The sequence below is a fragment of the Bradyrhizobium sp. YCK136 genome, from assembly GCF_044570075.1.
Classification (GTDB): Bacteria; Pseudomonadota; Alphaproteobacteria; order Rhizobiales; family Xanthobacteraceae; genus Bradyrhizobium; species Bradyrhizobium diazoefficiens.
On sequence record NZ_CP172424.1, the window covers coordinates 5,848,962 to 5,869,834 of the forward strand.

22 protein-coding genes are annotated in these 20,873 nt (G+C 61.7%); 5 read left to right on the top strand and 17 right to left on the bottom strand.

Annotation, left to right across the window (positions count from 1 at the left end):
- Positions 1-156: 156 nt before the first annotated feature.
- Positions 157-513 (top strand): hypothetical protein, encoded by a 357-nt coding sequence (locus ACFLEY_RS28470; protein ID WP_129557549.1) that lies wholly within the window; start codon positions 157-159, stop codon positions 511-513.
- Here ACFLEY_RS28470 and tnpC read toward each other — a convergent pair.
- Positions 456-2,000 carry an IS66 family transposase gene (gene tnpC, locus ACFLEY_RS28475; protein ID WP_224517700.1) on the bottom strand — a complete coding sequence of 515 codons (1,545 nt, stop codon included), beginning with the start codon at positions 1,998-2,000 and terminating at the stop codon, positions 456-458. The genes ACFLEY_RS28470 and tnpC overlap by 58 nt on opposite strands.
- A gap of 588 nt (positions 2,001-2,588) precedes the next feature.
- Here tnpC and ACFLEY_RS28480 point away from each other — a divergent pair.
- A complete protein-coding gene (locus ACFLEY_RS28480) occupies positions 2,589-4,676 on the top strand; it encodes a recombinase family protein (protein ID WP_049810452.1) in 2,088 nt (695 codons plus the stop codon).
- Here ACFLEY_RS28480 and tnpB read toward each other — a convergent pair.
- Positions 4,664-4,972, bottom strand: a complete 309-nt coding sequence (gene tnpB, locus ACFLEY_RS28485) for an IS66 family insertion sequence element accessory protein TnpB (protein ID WP_060907863.1) — start codon at positions 4,970-4,972, stop codon at positions 4,664-4,666. The genes ACFLEY_RS28480 and tnpB overlap by 13 nt on opposite strands.
- The gene (locus ACFLEY_RS28490) at positions 4,969-5,367 is read right to left on the bottom strand and encodes a transposase (RefSeq protein WP_082757112.1); all 399 of its coding nucleotides are present in this window, start codon (positions 5,365-5,367) and stop codon (positions 4,969-4,971) included. The genes tnpB and ACFLEY_RS28490 overlap by 4 nt, the downstream gene beginning before the upstream one ends.
- Before the next feature lie 480 nt (positions 5,368-5,847).
- Between ACFLEY_RS28490 and ACFLEY_RS28495 the strand changes: the two genes are divergently transcribed.
- On the top strand, positions 5,848-6,285 hold the full coding sequence (locus ACFLEY_RS28495; RefSeq protein WP_249163357.1) for a hypothetical protein: 438 nt from the start codon (positions 5,848-5,850) through the stop codon (positions 6,283-6,285).
- Between the two features lie 124 nt (positions 6,286-6,409).
- On the opposite strand, the gene ACFLEY_RS28500 is transcribed toward ACFLEY_RS28495, so the two are convergent.
- Positions 6,410-7,312, bottom strand: a complete 903-nt coding sequence (locus tag ACFLEY_RS28500; protein ID WP_060911456.1) for a hypothetical protein — start codon at positions 7,310-7,312, stop codon at positions 6,410-6,412.
- Between the two features lie 706 nt (positions 7,313-8,018).
- Between ACFLEY_RS28500 and ACFLEY_RS28505 the strand changes: the two genes are divergently transcribed.
- Both ACFLEY_RS28505 and ACFLEY_RS28510 read left to right on the top strand, forming a co-directional pair.
- The gene (locus ACFLEY_RS28505) at positions 8,019-8,870 is read left to right on the top strand and encodes a hypothetical protein (RefSeq protein WP_060911455.1); all 852 of its coding nucleotides are present in this window, start codon (positions 8,019-8,021) and stop codon (positions 8,868-8,870) included.
- A gap of 136 nt (positions 8,871-9,006) precedes the next feature.
- Complete coding sequence (locus ACFLEY_RS28510) at positions 9,007-9,330, top strand: response regulator transcription factor (protein WP_011086360.1); 324 nt, start codon at positions 9,007-9,009, stop codon at positions 9,328-9,330.
- 170 nt (positions 9,331-9,500) lie between these two features.
- On the opposite strand, the gene dhaK is transcribed toward ACFLEY_RS28510, so the two are convergent.
- From dhaK to ACFLEY_RS28575, 13 genes are all read right to left on the bottom strand, one after another.
- The gene (gene dhaK, locus ACFLEY_RS28515; protein WP_060911454.1) at positions 9,501-10,484 is read right to left on the bottom strand and encodes a dihydroxyacetone kinase subunit DhaK; all 984 of its coding nucleotides are present in this window, start codon (positions 10,482-10,484) and stop codon (positions 9,501-9,503) included.
- Between the two features lie 36 nt (positions 10,485-10,520).
- Positions 10,521-10,943: a hypothetical protein gene (locus ACFLEY_RS28520; RefSeq protein WP_049832361.1), complete on the bottom strand. Its 423-nt coding sequence runs from the start codon at positions 10,941-10,943 to the stop codon at positions 10,521-10,523.
- A complete protein-coding gene (gene ptsP, locus ACFLEY_RS28525) occupies positions 10,936-12,555 on the bottom strand; it encodes a phosphoenolpyruvate--protein phosphotransferase (RefSeq protein WP_211434253.1) in 1,620 nt (539 codons plus the stop codon). Before ptsP ends, ACFLEY_RS28520 begins: the two co-directional genes overlap by 8 nt.
- 4 nt (positions 12,556-12,559) lie before the next feature.
- The gene (locus ACFLEY_RS28530) at positions 12,560-12,865 is read right to left on the bottom strand and encodes an HPr family phosphocarrier protein (RefSeq protein ID WP_060911453.1); all 306 of its coding nucleotides are present in this window, start codon (positions 12,863-12,865) and stop codon (positions 12,560-12,562) included.
- 25 nt (positions 12,866-12,890) lie between these two features.
- On the bottom strand, positions 12,891-13,283 hold the full coding sequence (dhaM, locus tag ACFLEY_RS28535) for a dihydroxyacetone kinase phosphoryl donor subunit DhaM (RefSeq protein ID WP_011086355.1): 393 nt from the start codon (positions 13,281-13,283) through the stop codon (positions 12,891-12,893).
- Complete coding sequence (gene dhaL, locus ACFLEY_RS28540) at positions 13,280-13,903, bottom strand: dihydroxyacetone kinase subunit DhaL (protein WP_060913033.1); 624 nt, start codon at positions 13,901-13,903, stop codon at positions 13,280-13,282. The genes dhaM and dhaL overlap by 4 nt, the downstream gene beginning before the upstream one ends.
- Before the next feature lie 12 nt (positions 13,904-13,915).
- The gene (locus ACFLEY_RS28545) at positions 13,916-14,944 is read right to left on the bottom strand and encodes an ABC transporter ATP-binding protein (RefSeq protein WP_028170683.1); all 1,029 of its coding nucleotides are present in this window, start codon (positions 14,942-14,944) and stop codon (positions 13,916-13,918) included.
- Complete coding sequence (locus ACFLEY_RS28550; RefSeq protein ID WP_028170682.1) at positions 14,937-16,034, bottom strand: ABC transporter ATP-binding protein; 1,098 nt, start codon at positions 16,032-16,034, stop codon at positions 14,937-14,939. The genes ACFLEY_RS28545 and ACFLEY_RS28550 overlap by 8 nt, the downstream gene beginning before the upstream one ends.
- A gap of 10 nt (positions 16,035-16,044) precedes the next feature.
- Positions 16,045-16,245, bottom strand: coding sequence for a hypothetical protein (locus tag ACFLEY_RS28555; protein ID WP_011086351.1), 201 nt, complete (start codon positions 16,243-16,245; stop codon positions 16,045-16,047).
- A complete protein-coding gene (locus ACFLEY_RS28560; RefSeq protein WP_060911452.1) occupies positions 16,242-17,219 on the bottom strand; it encodes a carbohydrate ABC transporter permease in 978 nt (325 codons plus the stop codon). Before ACFLEY_RS28560 ends, ACFLEY_RS28555 begins: the two co-directional genes overlap by 4 nt.
- Positions 17,216-18,190, bottom strand: coding sequence for a carbohydrate ABC transporter permease (locus ACFLEY_RS28565; RefSeq protein WP_082756530.1), 975 nt, complete (start codon positions 18,188-18,190; stop codon positions 17,216-17,218). Before ACFLEY_RS28565 ends, ACFLEY_RS28560 begins: the two co-directional genes overlap by 4 nt.
- 70 nt (positions 18,191-18,260) lie before the next feature.
- Complete coding sequence (locus tag ACFLEY_RS28570; protein ID WP_211434252.1) at positions 18,261-19,619, bottom strand: ABC transporter substrate-binding protein; 1,359 nt, start codon at positions 19,617-19,619, stop codon at positions 18,261-18,263.
- A gap of 895 nt (positions 19,620-20,514) precedes the next feature.
- A complete protein-coding gene (locus ACFLEY_RS28575) occupies positions 20,515-20,733 on the bottom strand; it encodes a hypothetical protein (RefSeq protein ID WP_028170678.1) in 219 nt (72 codons plus the stop codon).
- Positions 20,734-20,873 lie beyond the last annotated feature (140 nt).

The following is a 20,873-nucleotide window of genomic DNA, read 5'->3' on the forward strand; positions in this document are numbered from 1 at the left end:
GGCTCCTCGATTTGCCACTGCCAGTCCGTGGCTCGGATGAATGGAACTATCGAACCGCCTCGAGGTAGCGGCGACCACGGTATTGGTGGCGAGACCGCGTAGTTCCGCAGGAACCAGCAGGGGGGAGATCTCACATTGCCGAACCAGGAAAGGCCCTTGAAGCCTATCGTCGAAAGCTATGTACCGCCAGCAGGAATCCGGCATGCGGTGACGGCAGGCGAGACCTGGATATCCCTCGCCAAGCGGATCGGCATCGACCCTTGGGACCTCATCGAGTTCAATTTTCCGGGCATCAAGCTCGTCAAACAGCGCGATTTCCAACAAGCCACACGGCAGGTGAACTGTAAGCGACGTTCGCGTCCCATTCGCAAAGGTTTGGCGTGGGGATTGCAGTCTGTTGATCAACGTGTTTGCAAATCGTTGGCGGGGGGTATGGAGGCGGCAACGACGGAGAATTACGAGGTGCGGCCGAACGACCAGGGCAGGAGCTCGTCGATCCGGGACTGCGGGTGACCGGTTGCGATCGCTTTGAGCGTCGCTTTCATCCAGACGTAGGGCTCCACGCTGTTGATTTTGCAGGTGGCGATGAGCGAAGCTATGCGCGCCCATGAACGACCACCTTCGTCGTGACCAGCAAATAAACTATTTTTACGCGTCAGAGTCAGCGGCCTGATTTGATTTTCGACGGGATTGGTGTCCATCTCAACGCAACCATCGTCGAGAAACAAGGTGAGGCCATCCCAATGGTTCAGGAGATAGGCGATCGCCTTGCCCATCTCGCTGCCCGGCGACAGGCGAGCGGCTTGCTCGCGCAGAAACCTCTCGAGTTCAGCGACGAGCGGCCGTGATCGCTCGTTACGGGTCGTTTGCCGAGCCGGGGCGTCGGCGCCACGGATCTCCTTCTCGATCGCATAGAGTGCGGCGATGCGCGCGAGAACGGCTTCGGCGATGGGTGAGCCGGCTTTCGGAGTCGCTGCGATGATCTTGCGCCTTGAGTGGGACCAACATGCGGCCAGCCGCAGCGGCACGCCGCCTTTGCGCTTGGGCCGTGCGAGCCGATGATAGCCCTGGTATCCGTCGACCTGAAGGATGCCGTCGAAGCCCTCGAGGATGCGCTCAGCATGGTCACCACCGCGTCCTGGCGCGTAGTGGTAGACCACGATTGGTGGATCAGCGCCGCCGTGGCCGCGATCGTCGCGCAGGACAGCCCACAGATAGCCGGTCTTCGTTCGGCCCCGGCCCGGATCGAGCACAGGCGCCCTGGTCTCGTCTATGAACAAGCGGCCCGATTGCTTCATCACGACGCTCATGCGCTCGACCAGCGGCGCGAGGTGGAAGGCGACCGTTCCCATCCAGTCTGCCAGAACGGCGCGATCGATGAAGATGCCATGCCGAGCCAGAACCTGCGACTGACGATAGAGTGGCATGTGCTCGCTGAACTTGGCGACCGCCACCTGCGCCAGCAGCGCCTCGGTGGGGATGCCACCCTCCACGAGATGGGCGGGCGCCGGCGCCTGAGCAACACCGGTGCAGCCCTTTGCGCAGGCGTAGCGCGGTCGCACCGTCTCGATCACACGATACTGGGCGGCCATGACATCGAGACGGCGGGAGCGATCCTCGCCGATCTGGACCATCCGGCCGCAGCCGCAGGGACACTCGAGGTTCTCGGGTTCGATCACCTGCTCGATGCGCGGCAGGTGCGCGGGAAAGGCACGGGCAGCGCGCCTGGTCCGGCGGCTGGACGGCGCCGTGCCGGCGCGGCGCGCACGATCGTCCTGGCGTTCCTGGACTTCGGCGATGGCAATCTCGATGTCCTCGAGAACCAGTTGCATCTGATCGGGATTGAACTTTTCCGAGCGTTTACCGAAACGTGCGCGCTCGTACTCCTTCACGAGCAGTTCGAGGCGTTCGACGCTCTCTTTGGACGCAGCCAGTTCACTCTCGACATGAAGGCGCGCCGAGCATTCATCGTCTGCGCGACGACGCTCGGCTTCAATCATCGCTTCCTGCGCGCGGAAGAGCGCGCGCAAATCGGCGGGCAGCGCTGCAAGACGGGCGGGATCAAAGGGGGACGGCGGCACATCCGCAAGCTATCATCCCAAAGCCCCGCGCGAAACAGGTTGTCGGGTCTGAGTCAGTTCGCCGCAGCTGGCGTCGCGACAATCCGTTCGCCCACTCGCTTCCAGTTCAGCCCTTCAAACGAGGGGATTGAGGAATGTCCCTGATAGTGAGTCTGACGAATCATTTCCGGAGGTGGTCGAGGTTCGGGACCCCCACCATCCTTTGTGGGGGCGCTCATATCGAGTGATTAGGAAGATCGGTCAGCGAGGCCGAGGCATTCCCGCTTCGTATGAAGTTGAGTATCGCGCAGGAAGCAGTCTTCTGATTCAAGCAACCGCAATCGAATATTATGAGCAAGAGGCAAATCAGATTAAGCTGAGTATGGAGGCTCTACTCGAGCTTTTATCGACAGCGGATTGTCCCGACGCACATGAGCATGGATCCAGCCGATCTTTGGTCGACGCTGACGCCCGCGCTCCGACGCCAGATCGTCGAAGACGTCGCCGCAATTTTGGCGGAGATCCCTCATGAAGTCCGAGCTGGTCACACCAAGCCACTTGGCGCGCAAAGCCGTAGTCTACATCCGGCAGTCGACGCCCCATCAGGTCGTAAGCAATCAGGAGAGCCTGCGCCTTCAATACGCGCTTCGCCAGCGCGCCCGCGAACTCGGATGGCGTGAGGCGGCCATCGACGTGATTGATGCCGATCTCGGGTTGAGCGGCGCGTCTATAGCACAGCGTAACGGCTTCAAGGAACTCGTTGGCCGTGTTGGCCTGAGTGAAGTGGGACTCATCCTGTCGATCGACGTGACCCGCTTGGCGCGTAATTGTACCGACTGGTATCCGCTCCTGGATATCTGTGGTCTACGTGGCTGCCTGATCGCCGACCGCGATGGTGTCTATGATCCGGGCACTCCCAACGGACGGTTGCTTCTCGGGCTGAAGGGTTCGATCTCCGAGCTTGAGCTACATACGATCCGCAGCCGGCTGACCGCCGGCCTGCTGGCCAAAGCCGAACGCGGCGAACTTGCGGTTATGCTGCCAATCGGGCTGATGCGGGACCCGAGCGGTGTGGTCGTTAAGGATCCCGACATGGCCGTGCAAGGGCGGCTCGGTCTCGTCTTCCAGTTATTCCTGCAGCTGCGCAGCGTTGCCAAGGTCATGCGAGCGTTGAACGAGCGTGACCTGGAACTGCCGCGTCGTGATCGATATGGCGATTTGTGCTGGACGCGCGCGACGCTGGCTGCCGTCGCGGCGATCTTGAAGAACCCCGCATACGCGGGCGCCTTTGTCTATGGACGAACCCGCTTCCGGCCGCCGAAGCGGGAGGGGGCCCTGCCACAAAAGGCTCCGCGGCCGATGGAGGAGTGGCGGATCGTCGTTAAAGATCGATATCCAGCCTATATCGACTGGCCAATTTATGAAAAAATCCGATCCGTCATCAGAGATAACCGAGCCGAATACATGCGCATCAAAACCCGCGGCGCGCCTCGCAATGGCGAGCTCCTGCTCCACGGCATTGCCTGGTGCGCACGATGTGGCCATAAGATGTACGTCCGCTACAAGGGCGGCGGCGAATATGTATGCAATCACCTGCGTACCCAGGAAGGTCAGCCAACCTGCCAACACATCCGCGCCGCCCATATCGATGCAGCCGTTGGCGACGCATTCCTAACCGCACTAGCGCCGGCCGAACTCGATGCCTTGTCGCGCTCCCGCCGGGTGCAGCAGCAGACGAACAATGCGCTACGCTCCAGTGCAGAACGAGAGCTCGAGCGCAAGCGATACACGGCGGCGCTCGCCGAACGGCAGTTCAACCGAGCTGATCCAGATAATCGGTTGGTCGCCTCGGAACTCGAGCGTCGATGGGAAGCGGCGCTAAACGACGTGCGCGCCGCCGAAGAGGCGCTTGCCCGACAGACGCCGCCCAAAGCCATCACACAAGTGGCCATAAGCAAGGAGCTCAACGACAAGGTCATCAGCCTCACCGGCCGCCTCCCGCAGATATGGGGTGACGAGACTATCTCGGATGCGCATCGCAAGGCGTTGTTGCGATGTCTCATCGAAAAGGTCGTTCTCGACCGCGGTGAGCGCGACTTGGCCCTGGCTAGGATCGTCTGGCGGGGAGGCGCCGTGACGGAGCTCGAAGTGAAGATGAGCGTCAACTCCGTCACCAGATTGACGCGAGGCACAGAGATGCGGGAACGCCTTCTGACGCTCGCTCGCGACGGCGTCCCAGACGACAAGATCGCCACAATCCTTACTCGGGAAGGTCACCGCTCTCCCCGTTGCGCCGATAAGGTGCTGCCTATCACCGTTGGGCGGCTCCGTCGTGCCGCCGCCATCAAGGTAACTGCCCAGCGCAGCCGATGGGAGCATGACGACTCATACCTCAGCCCGCCCGAACTGGCCCGAAGGCTCGAGATTCCAGTAAACTGGCTCTATGTTCAGATCCGAACCAAGCGTTTGCTAATTGATCGCCAGCCCAGCGGCGCCTATCTCTTCCCGAATACACCATCCGTTCTTCACGCCATCGGAGACCTTCGAAACCACGTCATCGCGCAACTTGATCTAAGAATCTGTCAGCCTAACAAGGAGGGGCATCAACATGGGTGATCGAACAGCGCTTCGAACTGCACGCGCGTCAGATGCATGACGCCGTCGCTGATCTGCGGCCACTCGAAACGACCATCGCGGCCAAGGCGCTTGTAGACCAAAACGAGGCCCGTGCCGTCCCATAGCAAAATCTTCAGCCGGTCGGCGCGCTTCGAACGAAAAACCACGATCAGGCCCGAATGCGGATCGAGCCCAAGCGTGTTTTGCACAAGACCGGCCAGCGCGTCGTGCCCGCACCGGAAGTCAACAGGACGCACAGCAAGCACAATCCGCAGTCCCTGCGCCGGAATGATCATGCGCCGCGCTCGATCGCAGTCACGATCTCCGCGATCCGCACCGCCGACACGTCCGCATCCAGGCGGACCGAAACCTTGCCAATCGTAATCTCGACGGGCCCCTCGCTCTTGCCTGACGCCACTGGATCGCTCAGCTCGATCGACACGAAATCCGCCGCGTCGTCCGTGACCAATGCGAGCCGGCCAGCACGCGCCAATCTGCGCCACGTCGTCAACTGCTGGGCCTTCACACCGTAACGCCGTGCGACATCACATACCCGGGCGTCGGGCTTCATGCTCTCGAAAACAGCGCGCCCCTTGATCTCCGCAGACCATAACCGGCCTCCAGAACGCGTCCGGCGCGTAAGCTTCCCCACAAAGCCAGCAGCTTCGGCTTCCTCCCCCGATTGTTCCATCGCCTTCAGTCTCCTCTCGGCTCTCTGACAAGCCAAGGATCGCAGAGCGAAAGCCGAAGCGAAACCAGTCAATCAAATGGGAGAAAAGCTCCGCTTACGGTGAACTGGTACCTGGCCGAGTATGTAGGCTGCCGCGCGATGTCGCCCGACCGCCAGAATTTTGCGTTTTCATCCGGTACGACCGGCGGGAAAGGTGGATGGCGAGGGGGATTCATCTATCTGCCGCCAGGTACGCCGCCTCCCCCACCGATTGCGCCCACTCCACCGGTTGCGCCCACCCCAGCGGCTCCGACCCCGCCGGAATGTGGAGGAAGCCGACCCGACTTCGCGCGCGTCCTAGACGTCAGCGAACGGGATTTCGCGCGCAACGTCTTTGGCCCGACGTTGCCGCCATGGGAGACCATCGCGATTACCAATGGCCTGGGAGCAGGCGGAAGACCGTGGACGAACGATGGACCATTCTTTAGAGGAAGCAATCCCATGGTGCCGAGCATGCGGTATGCCATCAATCTTGGCAATGTCGCGTTCAGTAACCTGGCATCGCCTAGCCCCACCTTCGGCCTCTTGTGCGACGACTTCGGTCGCATTTGCGACCTCTTCGTGCACGAAATGACCCACGTGTGGCAGGCGTTCAACGATTCAAACTGGACAATGGCACGCTCCTTCTGGGCGCAGACGGTCGGTGCCGGCTACGACTACACGCCCGGGGATAGCTGGGACTCATACAACGTCGAACAACAGGCACACATCGTCGAAGATTGGCACAAGTACAAGATTAGTTCTCCGATGCTTGCCGAAGAACGGTATCCGTATGTCCGGCTCGTGATCCGCTCTGGACGCCTCACTTTTCCTCGCGGGCTGGATCTGGTGGCATTGAAAAAGGACCTTCAAGATCTGCGCACAAGGCACCTGGACTAGAATCCGCAGCAACGGCGTGGTCGGGAGTCTACTTAATGATGCACCAACACACCGAGAATTCGACGCGGTGCGGTAGCGCATTCTTCCTCTCGAGAGCGCTTTTCCGACTTGTCCAGCGTGCTGGTCAGCTTCGCAGCGCAAGCACACGGAGAAGAATTGCGCGGCCGCCATGCGACAGGCGATCGTGAAACAGTTCGGAGAGCCGGTCTCCACGCTTCCGCACCGAGAACCTCTTCCGGAGCTCATAGGCGCGAGACAGCGAGCAATAGAGAAAATCACGACGTAGCCGGCGCAGGCGGCTGCCATAACCTCTAACATCGGTGCTCGCGTAGGCCTCCATCAGGGTGCGTATCAAATAGTCATCGCTCGGATCAACGTAAGCTTCGTGGGAAACGCTCGATGATCGCATGGATACAGGTTCATCGCTCGACAGAAATAAGTTCCTGCGGATCAGCCCATCCGACACGCCGGTCGCCTCTTTAGCGAACTTTCCATAGTTCACAAAAGGCAGCGCAGCGAGTTGCCGGCGCAGACTTTCGAGCGTCGCCGACGGGATCCGCACGCCATTGCCCGCGCTGGTGTCGAGCTTGTTGGCGCGCACCGTGGCGTAGAGGTCGCACCAGAATTTGTCCCAGGGGGCGGTGCCGTTGCGGTTAGACGACGGATTCCTGCGAACGCTATATGTCGTTTGAGTGAGGTAGGCCGCCAGTTCGCCCATGTGGCGCGTAACAGCGCCGTCAGGATCATAGACGTCGATCATGGCGTGGACGCATTCATGCAGGAGTAGCGCCCGATCGCTATCATTTGCGGGAGGCGACTTCTTCTGCGTCAAGAGAATATCCGTGGCCTGATCGTAGAAGGCGAGATCCTGAGTGCCGCCCTTCACCAATATATTACCGACACGAATGTGATCGCGAACTGTCGTCAAGTATTCGCCCTTGATATGGATCTTGTCGACGTAAAACTCGATGCCAAGCGCAACCGAGTCGCTGAGTGTGTCCAGGACGTCGCCTTCGGTCAGTGGCATGACCTACCTTCCTTGCGTGGTTGAGCAATAGTCGTCCGACTACGCTCCGGCAAAAGAAACGGCAGGTTACTCCTAACTGGACTTCGGCCGGTGTAGTCGGGAAGATTTGCCGGGATTCTCCTTCACGTGCGGCCCGCATCCAGCCGGGAGCGTATGATGTTCCCCGATGAAAATCGGCAGTTGTGTTGCTGCGTTTCCATGTGTCGCCAACGCCAGGCATGGTTCCGTCGAAGAGCAGGCGGCACGCATCGCCAGTATACCTAATGAACCGCAACTCGTCATCGGTGGTCTTCATGATGCGCCCGCCGTGGCTCGCAATCGTTGAGTCTACGACGTCTTGGCAGACGGTTTTCTGCGTCGCTAGCGCGCCGCGCCCGTCACCGCCATAAGGCGTGAATAGCTAACGGCATCCGCAGTCAGAATAGCTTCCACTCCACGTACAACTCGCTCGCCCTCGCAACCACCAACGAAGTCCAGACCGCAAAATCGACGCCAGCGCATTGCCCCGCATGGCTAATTTCCAGTATGTTGCTGGCTCAACCGGCGAGCAATGGTCACGGATAGTTATCCCCGGCGCGGTGGTCCGGGCTCGACACTATCGTGATCTAAGGTTTGGAAAAGCTATGGCAAGCTTCGCTCAGTTCTTGCAGGATTCTGGTGTGTACGCGGCGCAAAGCTTCATGATCGTTCCTCGGGAGGCTTCAACTTGGTCTGCCTGCGCGACAGCAAGGACGTTCACCTATCGTATGATCGCGACCGGTTACAGGTTGAGGATGTGCGCTTCGAGCAAGTCGAACGCGTCGCTCAGGAATACATCAACAGTCGCTATGGAGAGCAAAAAGGTCAGGAGCGCGATGATCAATTGCTGCGCCTGCGTACAGCGCTGTATGGCACCGCGCGACTGGATGGCAGTGCGCGCGGCCTCAAGGTCGTTGCCAAAGGTGTAGGTATTCCGGAACTCAAAGCCGCGCGCGGCAACACGGCCATCAAGTTGGAGGTCGCCATTCTGCAGCGCAAAGACTTCACGATCGCGTTCAGATTTCTCAAGCAGCTCGATCAGTCAGGCAAAGTCATCAACGCCACGAAATGGACGCCGGATGACGTGCCCTGGTTCCTCACCAGGCTGAACTGGGTCTTCGGGGCTCAGACGAACATCTTTTTCACGCTGGTCGATGCCAAATGGATTACGGTCCAGAAAGCCTTAGGACCAAAAATCTCGCGGGATGTTTTTCGAAAGGATATCGCACCATTGAAGAGGCACGGCGCCGATCTCACCTGCTTTCTGGTCGGTGATTATGCTGCAATGGATACTGAGGCGGCTGGGGAGTATCTACCTGATGAGCAGGTATTCGTGGTTGTTGACCAAGGTAATCCACCCGTGTTCGATCTTGGCGAAGCGTTCATTGGTGTAATGGCGCACGAGATCGGGCACTTCTTGCACCACAAACGAAACATGCCCGGGAGTGGACACCATAACCGAAGCGGTATTTTGCTTGCCAGTGGCATGGAAAGCTTGTCCTTGGATAAGCAACTCGTCACCAACTTCAACGCATGGTGAGAACAATCATTCTCGGCATCCCTTCAGCACGTTGAGGCCGCGCGGGCCTCGCGGTCGTAATCCGTCGGTAATGTCCGCCTGCGATGCGCGTTACTGCAACATCGTCTAGGCCACCAATATCGCTGCACGGAGCCTGATGCGAGTACTGATCGTCGACGATCATCCCATCATCATAGCTGCTTGCCAGGCCTTGTTTGCCGACGAGGCAGGCTTCATCGTCACAGGAGCGGCAGATGCGGCCAGTGGATTGGCGTCCTTTATTGCCGGACCTCCTGAGGTCTGCGCCATAGACATCAACCTGCCATCCGTCTCCGGCATGGAGCTCGCTCGACAGATCTTCGGAAGAGATGCCGAAGCGCGCATCGTGATGTTTAGCGTCAACGACGATCCTGTATTCGTGGCAACCGCGATCGACATCGGCGTCAAGGGGTACGTTTCCAAATCGCTGCGTTTTCTTTGAGGCAACACACTTTGCATCGACGCTTCCCAGTCAATGCGAAAGAGACGCCGTGTCCGCGAGACGCGGCAAGTTTCAGTGAGGGAAGACTGGCACAATCCGAAGCGGGAGTGGGCCGTCGCCGCTGATCCTTCGCCGGCGCGAAAGCGATCACCTGCCGCTCACAACCGCGATTACCATTTCAATGCCGCCGTGCGCACGGGATGGTCCCAGAGCGCGGTCGTCTCAGCATCGAGCAGGCTGACGGTGAGCGAGCACCCGGCCATGTCCAGCGAGGTGACGAAGCCGCCGACCAGCGAGCGAGCGATGCGCAAGCCGCGCTTCTCGAGCATCCGGCGCGCCGCGTTGTACATCAGATAGAGCTCGATCGTTGGCGTTCCGCCAAATCCGTTGACGAGCAGGAGGGCCTCGGCCCCGTCGCGCGCGTCGAGATCCTGCGCGATCGCCGTCGTCATCTCGTCCGCGATCGCGTCTGCCCGCTCCAGCTTGACGCGGCGGCGTCCAGGCTCGCCGTGAATGCCGACCCCCATCTCCATCTCGTCCTGGCCGAGCGAGAAGGTCGGCGTGCCCGCAGCCGGGACCGTGCAGCTCGTCAGCGCCACGCCCATCGAACGCGTGCGCACGTTGACGCGCTCGCCGAGCGCAACGCAGCCTTTGAGGTCGGCGCCCTTCTCGGCCGCCGCGCCGACGATCTTCTCCACGATGAGCGTGCCAGCCACGCCGCGACGCCCGATGCTGTGGGTCGAGTTCTCGACCGCGACGTCATCGTCGGTGACGATGGTCGCTGTGAGCCCCTCGGCGATCTCGGCCGCCATCTCGAAATTCATGCGGTCACCCGCGTAGTTCTTCACGATAAACAGCACGCCGGCCTCACCCGAAACCGCCTGAGCGGCCTCGACGATCTGGTCCGGCGTCGGCGACGTGAAGACCTGTCCCGGGCAGGCGGCGTCGAGCATGCCATAGCCGACGAAGCCCGCATGCAGCGGCTCATGCCCGCTGCCGCCGCCCGAGACGAGTGCGACCTTCTTCGGGTTCAGCTCACGGCGCCGCACGAATTTCCGCTCCGGCCCAAGCGCGACGAGATCGGCATGCGCGGCCGCAAGTCCGTCGAGGCTCTCCGCAAGCACGCCGTCGACCGAATTGATGAACTTCTTCATTGTCTCCTCCCCGCTTCTTCCCTTTGGCCTCACGCCTTATTTTTCCCGCATGATGGCAATCAAGCGCCGCGCGAATTCCTGGAGCAGCGCATCGAGCTCGGCGTTCCGCTTCGCACTGCCGAGATCTGGCAAATGCAGCGTCAAGGTCCGCTCATGCGATCCTTCGGTCAGTCGGCCGATCCGGCGCGGATGCGCGCGTGCATAGGCGCGAAGAAAGGCGGTCTTCGCCTGCGGAGGGAAGTGGCAGACATCGAAGATCGTATTGAGATGTTGCACGGGTATCGGCACCGGATAGGCGGGATTGCTGATCTGGCTGACGAAGCTGCGGTTCTTCCCAATGGCATGCGCCAGACGCAGCCGCATGCCCGAGGGGCGGCTCTCCAGCACTTCCTTGAAGATGCGCTTGTAAACTGCAACAGCGCCGGCTTCTGCCGGCTCATCGATCGCCGTGTCAGTCAAGGCCCCCTCCGCTGCTCAGCCGGTCGATCGTCTGCTTGATCTGCGCGAGCGCCGATGCATTCACAGATAGCTCGCGCAAGCCGCAATTCAGCAATGCGGGAAGGCAGCGCGGATCGCTTGCCATGTCGCCGCATAGGCTGACGCTGATCGCGGCGCGCCGCCCATGCTCGGCGGTCCGCGCGATCAATTCGAGCACCGCCGGATGCAGCGGGTCCATCAAGGGGGCAAGCGCTCCATTGGAACGATCGCAGGCGAGGACATATTGCGCGAGATCGTTCGAGCCGATCGAGAAGAAGGACGTCTTGAAGCTCGTAATAGCCAGGGCCGCCGCCGGGACTTCGACCATGATTCCCAGCTCGGGAAGCATCGCGGCAATGCCGTCCGCCTGCAAGCGCTGCACGACATCGGCAAACAGCTTCCGCCCCGCCTCGAGCTCAGCCGCAGACGTGACCATCGGAAACATGACCTTGAGGTTTCCGCGCACGGCGGCCCGTGCCAGCGCGCGGAGCTGAATGGCAAAGATCTCGGGCCGGGCCAGGCAAAGCCGCAAGCCCCGAACTCCGAGGAACGGATTGGCTTCGCCGTCCAGCGTAAAGCCGGCGACCGGCTTGTCGCCGCCCGCGTCAAACGTGCGAATGGTGACCGGGCGCTGGTCGGCCCAACGCAGCACCGCATCGTAAGCCTGAAACTGTGTCTCCTCATCGGGCAAACTGCCCCTCTCCGTCAGCAGAAACTCGGTGCGCATCAGGCCGATCCCATCGGCATATTGCGCGTCGGGATGCTCGAGATCGTCGACGCGCTGGATGTTGATAAACAGCTTGATCCGCTCGCCGCGCCATGATGCGGTGGGCCGCCGCAGGATCGCACGGGCGGACGCCCTGCTCTTGCGATGGCTTTCGCGCCGCTTCTCGAACAGGCGAACCTGCTCCGCGCTGGGATCGAGCTCGAGCGTCGCGCCTTCACCATCGAGCAGCGCGTTGGCTCCGACGTCCGGAATGGCGCCGAGTTGCACGACCATGGGAATGCCCCGCGCGCGCGCCAGCATCGCGACGTGGCTCGTGGGACTGCCACGCAAGAGCGCCAGACCGCCGCCGCCGGACCAGTCGATCTCCAGGAATCGCGAGGGCGGCAGATCGTCGGCGCAGACGACGGCGCCGCTCGGAATCTCCAGCGCCGGGCCCCCATCGCCCCGCAAAATGTTGATCACGCGGTCGCGCAGGTCCGCGAGGTCCGAAGAGCGCGCCTTCAGATATTCGTCCGCGGCTGAATTGTAGTCCGCGATCTGCGCGTCGAGCGCCGAACGCCATGCGACATCCGCCGGATCGCCATCGCCTATCGATGCGAAGATCGCTTGGATGAAATCCTCATCCTCCAGCAGCGCGACCTGGAATTCGAGAATCTGTGCAGCCTCGCCGCCGGCGATCCCGGCGAGATCCGCGATCTGCCCGCTTGCCGCGTCAATCGCAGCACGAAGAGCAAGCGCCTCTTCAGCCAGGTTGCCCGCGACACGCTCGCCGTTGTTGTCCGCGCCGACCCGGACGAGCGGGCCATGGGCAAAGCCGATCGAGGCGGTTCTGCCGCGGTAGGCCAGTCCTGTCGCGCTACCCTGCATGCTGCTAAGCCCCGTCCGGAAAATCGGTTGCGATCAGGTCGACCAGCGCCGCAACGGCGGCTTCCGCATCACTGCCGGACGCCCTGATCTCGATCGTGCTGCCGTGGGCCGCACGCATCGCCATGATCTTGACCACGCTCTTGGCATTGATCCACTCGGCCGCGCCTGCGACCCGCACGGAAATCTGGGCCTGGAACTTCTTGGCGAGCTTGGTCAGCTTGACCGCGGGGCGCGCGTGCATGCCAACCGCGTGCACCAGCCGCACATTTCCGGTGAAACTCTGTCCGTCCGCTTTGTCCAGCATGCTCATCTTCCATCATCGCTTCGCCGACGTCTCAGTCGGCAGAGAGTTCCTCGGCCACGGCCTTGACCTGGGCCAGTGAGCTGCCGCCTGCGGCCTCGGTTGCCGCCATCACGGCGCCCTCGACGATCGGCGCGTTGCATACGACAACGAGATCGCGCCGCGCAGGCTCCAGCATCTCGACCGCCATTTCGCTGTTGGTTTCGGCACCGCCGAGGTCGACGAGGATTGCGACGCCCTTGGCAGACCAGGCATCATTAATGGCGTCGATGATCAGGGAGACGCTGGTGCCCAATCCGCCGTCGGGATTGCCGCCGCAAAAAGCCACCTTGACCTCGCTGCCGACCATCTGCCGCACCATGTCGGCGGTGCCCTTGGCGATGTCCTTCGAGTGCGAGACGATCACAATACCCACAGTGTCGGTCATTGCTGTCCCTCCAGGCTCGCGCAGACCGCCTGCACGAGTACGCAGCTCGAGCGGGCGCCGGGGTCGACGTGCCCGACGCTGCGTGGCCCGAGGAACGACGCCCGCCCCTTGGTGGCCTGCATCGGCGCGGTCCGCTCGACCGCCTCGGCAGCGGTGGTCCGGACGCGCGCGATTAGATCCGGCTGGCCGGCCGCCGTCTTCAGCGTTTCCAGGACGGGAACAAGCACGTCGAGCATCGTCTTCTCACCGGCCTGCGAGCGGCCACGCGCGCTCACCGCGTTCACGCCACTGCCGAAAACGTCCGCGAGGTCGTCCGGCAAGTGTTTGTCGTGCGAGAGCGCTTCGCCGGCGGCGAGGAAGAAGCTCCCGTAAAGCGGCCCGGACGCGCCGCCGACCGTCATCACCAGGGTCTTGCCGATCATCTTCAGCGCCTCGTCGAGCGGTTGCGCGGAGATCGCATCGAGCTTGCCCAGAACCGCTTCGAATCCGCGCTTCATGTTGATTCCGTGGTCACCATCGCCGATCGCCTGATCCAGGCGCGTCAGCTCCGGCGCACTGGCGATGACCTGCTCTGCGGCCACCTTGATCAACGACTTGAACGTCCCAGGTTGCAGCGACATCGACATGATCCTCTAGAGAATCATCGCGGGGATGCGTCGCCCCGCGCGATCGAAACAGAGCGGATGTACCACGTGCAATTCGACCTCCTGACCGGCCTTTAGCGGCTGCTGATGCGGATCCGCAAGCGTCACCAGCATTTCGCCCTTATAGTCCAGATGAACGTGATTCTGTTCGCCGAGGTGCTCGACCCGGTGGACGCGGCCGACCATCCGTCCGCCATTGCGCGCACCGACCTTCAGATGCTCGGTACGGATGCCGACGGTCTCCGTTTCCGGCGGCACCGACACGTCGGACAAGAGACGTGCCGGAAGGAAATTGATCTGCGGCGTACCGAGACGCGAGGCGACATAGGAGCTGGAGGGGCTTTCGTAGATCTCCCGCGGCGTGCCGAGCTGAAGGAGCTGGCCATCCTTGATCACGCCGATCCGGGAGGCCATGGTCATAGCCTCGACCTGGTCGTGGGTCACGTAAAGGATAGTCGCGCCAAGCTCGAGCTGGATCCGCTTGAGCTCGAGACGCAGCTCCGAACGGAGCTTCGCATCCAGCGACGAGAGCGGCTCGTCCATCAGGTAGATCGCGGGATCTCGAACCAATGCGCGGCCGATCGCCACCCGCTGCATCTCACCGCCGGACAGGCGGGTTGCACGGTTGTTCAGCTTGCTTGCGATATGCAGCAGCTCCGCCGTCTGTTCGACACGCTTGCGGATGATGGGCTCGGGCACGCGCCGCGCGGGCGAGCGTAGCGGGAATGCCAGATTGTCATAGACAGTGAGATGCGGATACAGCGAGTACTGCTGGAAGACGAAGGCGATATCGCGCGATCCCGGCGGATCATGCGTCACGTCATGGCCGTTAATCATGACCGAACCGGTGTCGGGGCTCTCGAGCCCGGTGATCAGCCGCAGCGTCGTGGTCTTGCCGGCGCCGCTCGGCCCAAGCAGGACCAGGAATTCCCCGTCATTGATCGCCAGCGAGAGCTCGCGCACCGCCTCTATTGTGCCGAAGCGCTTGCTGATGTTGCGCAGACTGACGTCAGCCATGGCGCGGGCTCCCCTCATTGGCGGTCCGGATCGCCATGCCACTGCCAACATCGAACAACGCCAGTCGTTCGGAATGGAATTCGAGACCGACCGTCTCGCCGATCCGCACCGACGCGCTGGAGGGCAGCCGGGCAGCGACGCGTCCATGCGCCGTGTCGACCGTGACGATCTGCGTCGTGCCGAGATATTCTGCGCCGAACACCTCGCCGCGGACGGGTGCTGCATCGGCGAAACGGATATGCTCCGGGCGTATCCCGAGCGCCAGCGGGGCGCTCGCGCGATCCTCGCGGATCTCAGGGACCGCGATGCTGGCATCATGGAAGGCGATGGCCCGATCTCCGGATCGTAGGCCGCCCTCAAAGCGCAAGAAGTTCATCGACGGCGAGCCGATGAAATCGGCCACGAACATGCTCGCGGGCCGGTCATAGATCTCCTGCGGCGAGCCGATCTGTTCGACGCGCCCCTTGTTCATGACGGCAATCCGGTCCGCCATTGACATCGCCTCGAGCTGGTCATGTGTCACGTAGACCGTAGTTGCACCAATGCGATCATGGAGGTCGCGAAGCTCGCCGCACATCAGATGCCGAAACTCGGCGTCGAGCGCCCCGAGCGGCTCGTCCATCAGGAAGGCCTTGGGCCGCCGGACCATAGCGCGCCCCAGCGCCACGCGCTGGCGGTCGCCACCCGACAGCTTTGACGTCTTGCTCGACAGGAGACGCTCGATCCGCAGGAGCCGCGCCGTCTCCTGCACGCGCTCGCGGACCGCACGCCGGCCCATGCCCTGGCACCTCAGGGGAAAGCCGATATTGTCGGCAACATTCATGTGCGGATAGAGCGCGAAAAGCTGGAAGACGAAGGCGATGTCGCGGGCCGCGGCACGGCGGAACGTCACGTCCTCGCCGTCGAGCAGGACCTTGCCCTCGGTCGGCAGCTCGAGGCCCGCAATCATGCGCAGCGTGGTCGTCTTGCCACAGCCGGAGGGCCCGAGCATCGCGAAAAAGGTGCCGTCGTCGATCGTGAAGTTCGAGCCTTGCACGGCCGTGAACTGATCGAACGACTTGCGCAGGTTTTCGACGCGAATTTGTGCCATGTTGACCGCCCTATTCCGGAAAATGGCTCACGATCACGTAGCCGACCGTGCCGATGAGGATCGTCACGAAGGAATAGCTGTACAGATCAATCGTCCAGGGCTGCACCAACATGATGATGCCGCCTCCGATCAGGGTCATCGCGCCGGCCTCCCAAGGCCCACGACGGAACCAGCGAGACACTCCGCCCTTGGCAACCGCAGAACCGCTCATTTGCGCACAGCTCCGAATGTGATGCCGCGCAACAGGTGTTTGCGCAACAACACGGTGAACAGGACGATCGGGACAACGAACAGCGTGGTCGCGGCAGCCACCGCCGGCCAATCCTGCCCGCCCTCGCCGATGATGAATGGGATGAATGGCGGCATGGTCTGCGCTTCGCCGCTCGTCAGGAGAACCGCGAAGGCGTATTCGTTCCACGAGAAGATCAGGCAGAAGATCGCGGTTGCCGCAATTCCCGTGACGGCCTGCGGCAATACCACCTTGCGCAGGGCCTGGAGTCGCGTGTAGCCGTCGACGAGAGCGGCCTCCTCATACTCGCGCGGGATCTCGTCGATGAACCCCTTGAGCAGCCAGACCGCGAGCGAGACGTTCACGGCGGTGTAGAGCAGGATCATTCCGAGCCTGGTGTCGGTCAGATTGAGCTGGCGGTACATCAAATAGATCGGGATCGCGACCGCGACCGGCGGCATCATTCGCGTCGAGAGGATGAAGAACAGCAGGTCGTCAGCTAGGGGAATGCGAAAGCGCGAAAAAGCGTAGGCCGCGAGCGTGCCCAGAAACACGGCCAGGAACGTCGAGCCGAACCCGATGATCAGCGAGTTCACGAAGCGCGGCACGACCTTCGATGGTCCGGCAATGACCATGTCCCGCTGGCGCACGAGCTTGTCGTACCACGTCTCCGGCGGCGGCAGCTTGGCGATGAAGTCCGGCGTCTGGCGGGTGCGCACGGTGAAAAGGTTCACATAGCCTTCGAGGGTCGGCTCGAAGAGCACCTTGGGCGGATAGGCGATGGCGTCGCTCTGCGACTTGAATGCGGTAGCGACGATCCAGAGTAGCGGCAGGATCGTGATCACGGCATAGAGAATGACGAGGCCACCTGCCACGGCCTTCGAACGCGGCGAGGCTTCGACGATGGAATGAGCGGTGGACTTGGCCAGGACTGACTTGGCGAGTGCGGCGGTCATCGTTGCTTCACCTTGTTGAGCGCTTTGACGTAGATGTTGGCGGCACCGAACACGGTCACGAACAGGATGATGGCGAGCGCAGAGGAATAGCCGGTGCGCCATTTCTCGAATGCCGCGCGCTTCAGCGTGATCGACACGAGCTCCGTGGTCGATCCCGGGCCTCCCGACGTCAGGAGGTTGACCATGTCGAACATCTTGAAGTTCTCGATTGCGCGGAACAGCACGGCGAGCATCAGGAACGGCACCGTCATCGGCAGCGTGATCGACCAGAATTGCCGCCAGGGCGAGGCGCGATCGACTTCGGCCGCCTCATAGATGTAGTGGGGAATGGAGCGAAGCCCGGCGAGGCAGATCAGCATGACGTAAGGCGCCCACATCCAGGTGTCGACCAGTACGATGGTCCAGGACGCGAGCGAGACCTGTCCGGTCATGCTGAACGAGCTCGGCGGCACCCCCGTGAACAGGCTGATCACGTAGTTGAAGGGCCCGATCTGCGGCTGCAGCAGCAGCGTCCAGAAGTTGCCGACCACCGCCGGCGACAACATCATCGGCAGCAGGATGATCGTGGTCCAGAAGCTGTGACCGCGAAACTGGCAGTTGATCAACAGCGCCAGGCCATAGCCGATGACCACCTGTAGTGCCACCGACCAGATCACGAATTGCGCCGTGGTCTGGAGCCGGAACCAGACGTCCTCGTCGGTGAGGATGTCGGTGAAATTGTCGAGCCCGACGAACCGCAGCGGCAGATAGGACATGCTGAGGTTGAGGCTGGTGAAGGACAGCCGGATCATCCACACCAGCGGAAAGATGTTGATCGCCAGCAACAGCGCGATCGTCGGCGCAACGAACAGCCACGCAATGGTGCGGTCGGAAAGGCCGCGCACGCGCCGTGCGTCGCGAGATTTGGCGGGCTCGCTCATGCCGGCAATCGTGGCATCATCAGGTTGAAGGATCGTCGTCATCTGGTCCATCGGCTGGCTGGTTCGGTTTCCCCGGGGGACACCCCCGGGGAGACCGGTTCAGTTGATGCGAGCGCCGCGCCTATTGCGACGCGACCTGCTTGACCTGCTCCTTGAAGACCTTGGTCCAATCCTTGACCAGGAGATCGAGCGCCTGCTGCGCGGTGCCCTTGTCGGCGACGACGTAATCGTGCACCCGCTTCTGCATGTCGAGTAGCAGTTGCGCGTAGGACGGCTCGGCCCAGAAGTCCTTCACGATTCCCATCGACTCCAGGAATTGCGGCGCGAACGCCGCGCTCTTCGGGAAGTCGGGCGCATCGACCACCGCTTTCAGGGCCGAGTAGCCGCCGAGCTGCCACCATTTCTGCTGCACAGCGGGCTGCGCGAACCATTTGATGTAGGCGAGCGCGTCGTCCTTGCGGTCGGAGGTCGCCACCACGGAGATGCCCTGTCCACCAAGCTGCGTGAAGTGTCCATTCGGGCCGGCCGGATTGACGAAGAATCCGATCTTGTCGCCGCCGACATTCGGATCCTTGTAGAGGCCGGGGAAGAAGGCGAACCAGTTCATCTGCATCGCCACCTGGCCGGACTTGAAGGCATCGAGCCCCTCCTGCATGTAGGCGTTGGTCATGCCCGGCGCGGTGCAGCACTTGTAAAGTTCCTTGTAGAACTCGAGCCCCTTGGCCGCCTCGGGTGAATTGACGACGCCCTGCATCTGATACGGCTTCTTTGGATTGTCGTAGCTGAAGCCGTAATTGTAGAGCACGTTGGTCACGCCCATGGTGATGCCTTCCGAGCCGCGCTCGGTGAAGATATAGGCGCCATAGACCTTCTTGCCGTCGATCTCGCGGCCCTGGAAGAACTCCGCAATCTGCTTCAACTCGTCATAGGTTTTCGGCGGCGCCAAGTCGCGGCCGTACTTTGCCTTGAAGGCGGACTGAATCTCGGGCCGCGAGAACCAATCCTTGCGGTAGGTCCAGCCTACCGCATCGGCCATAGCCGGCAGCGCCCAATAGTTCGGCGAGTTCTTCGGCCACTGCGAGTAGCCGACGACCGTCGCCGGGACGAAGTCGTCCATCGATATCTTCTCCTTGTCGAAGAAATCGTTGAGCTTGACGTACCACTTGTTCTCGGCGGCGCCGCCGATCCACTGGCTATCGCCGATGATCAGGTCGCAGAGCTTGCCGTGGGAGTTGAGCTCGTTGAGGAAGCGATCGGCATAGCTCGTCCACGGGACGAACTCGTATTTCATCTCAATGCCGGATTGCTTGGTAAAGTCCTTGCCGAGCTCGACCAGCGCATTGGCCGGATCCCATGCCGCCCAGCACAGCGTAAGCTGCTTGCCCTGAGCTGCGGCTTCGCCTCCGCCAAATATCCCCAGCAGCGCCGTCCCGAGGACCGTGGTTGCCGCCGAGCTTCTTAGCCAATTGAATGTCCGCATATCCGTTTCCTCTCTCGTTGAAGCATCCAACCCGCTCGGCGCTCCCTGCCGGAACGACGCCAAGATCCTGAAACCGAGTTTGAGGAGCGATGAGTGGAGAACGAGACGGACCATTTCCGGAAACGGGTCCGGAAGGGCTTGGGCTCCTCCCACACATCGGCTCGATGCGTGATGTTTAGTTTTTTTTATAAGACTAAACGTATTACTAAATTTTGGAAGCCGTCAAGCCGGTTTGTCGCTGGCCTGGCGAAAAGATTCGCGACGTTCGCGCGCGCAAGCGGGATGTTCGCAGCGCAGCAAAATGCCTGGATTTTGTCGAAATCTTCGATTGCCGATCTGGCGCCGCGGAGCAATCCAGCCCGCCTGGATAACCGGCGAGCCAGAAGTTGGCCATCGCCAAGTATGTTTAGCAAATGGCTTTACTGAACGTTCAACAAAGCGATTAAGAGCGTGAGCAGTCTCCTCATCGGCCGAAGTCTGCCATCGCCGCGGACTACACCTGTTTCGCCCCAGAAACGACCTCGCCAAAGCGCAGCTAACGCTATCGAACTCAAGCATGGGTGCAGCAAGTTCGACCAGCGGGGCTGCACGGAGCGAGATGAGAGGGTGGCGCCTCATGTTTCCAGCAACTGGTGCTGATCGTCAGCACCCACCTATCTCCCCTGCCCTCGGAAACAATGGGCATGCTCTTCCGCCGACCCGAGGCAGCCCAATCTCATCTCACGAGGTCTGCTCACATTGGCTGTGTCGAGATTTTTCTTGATCTCCCGGTGCATACGCCGCCTTCCAAGCAATTGAAGAACTTGAACTCTCGCTCCAATCGATCATGGGCCGATTTGAGCTAGGTACAGCAACACACTAGCAACTTGTCAGGCTTGGCTCGATTTGTGCCAAGTTAGGCAACTGATCGCATGACGGCCTGTTTCGGCCGCGGTGCGACGGACCGAGTGGCGAATGAAGCCGGCGCATGAAGTCGGCCGTTGCCGTCCTCGGGAGACACCGGCGCGTCGCTGTGCCTCGCCGAGATGTTGACGATCTCCAGCGAGGTGTCGCGGTACATATCGGCGAAAACCGACAGCGTAGTTTCGACCTTGAGCCAGCGGTCCTGCCGCACCGCGCCTGCTGCGGCCCTGCTGCGCCTCGATGACGCCGTCGGCTGAAAGCAGCTCGACGGCCTGCCGGATCGTGACGCGTGACACGCCGAACTCCGCGGCCAGCTCCTCGTTGACCGGGAAGCGAAAGCCTTGGGGCCGG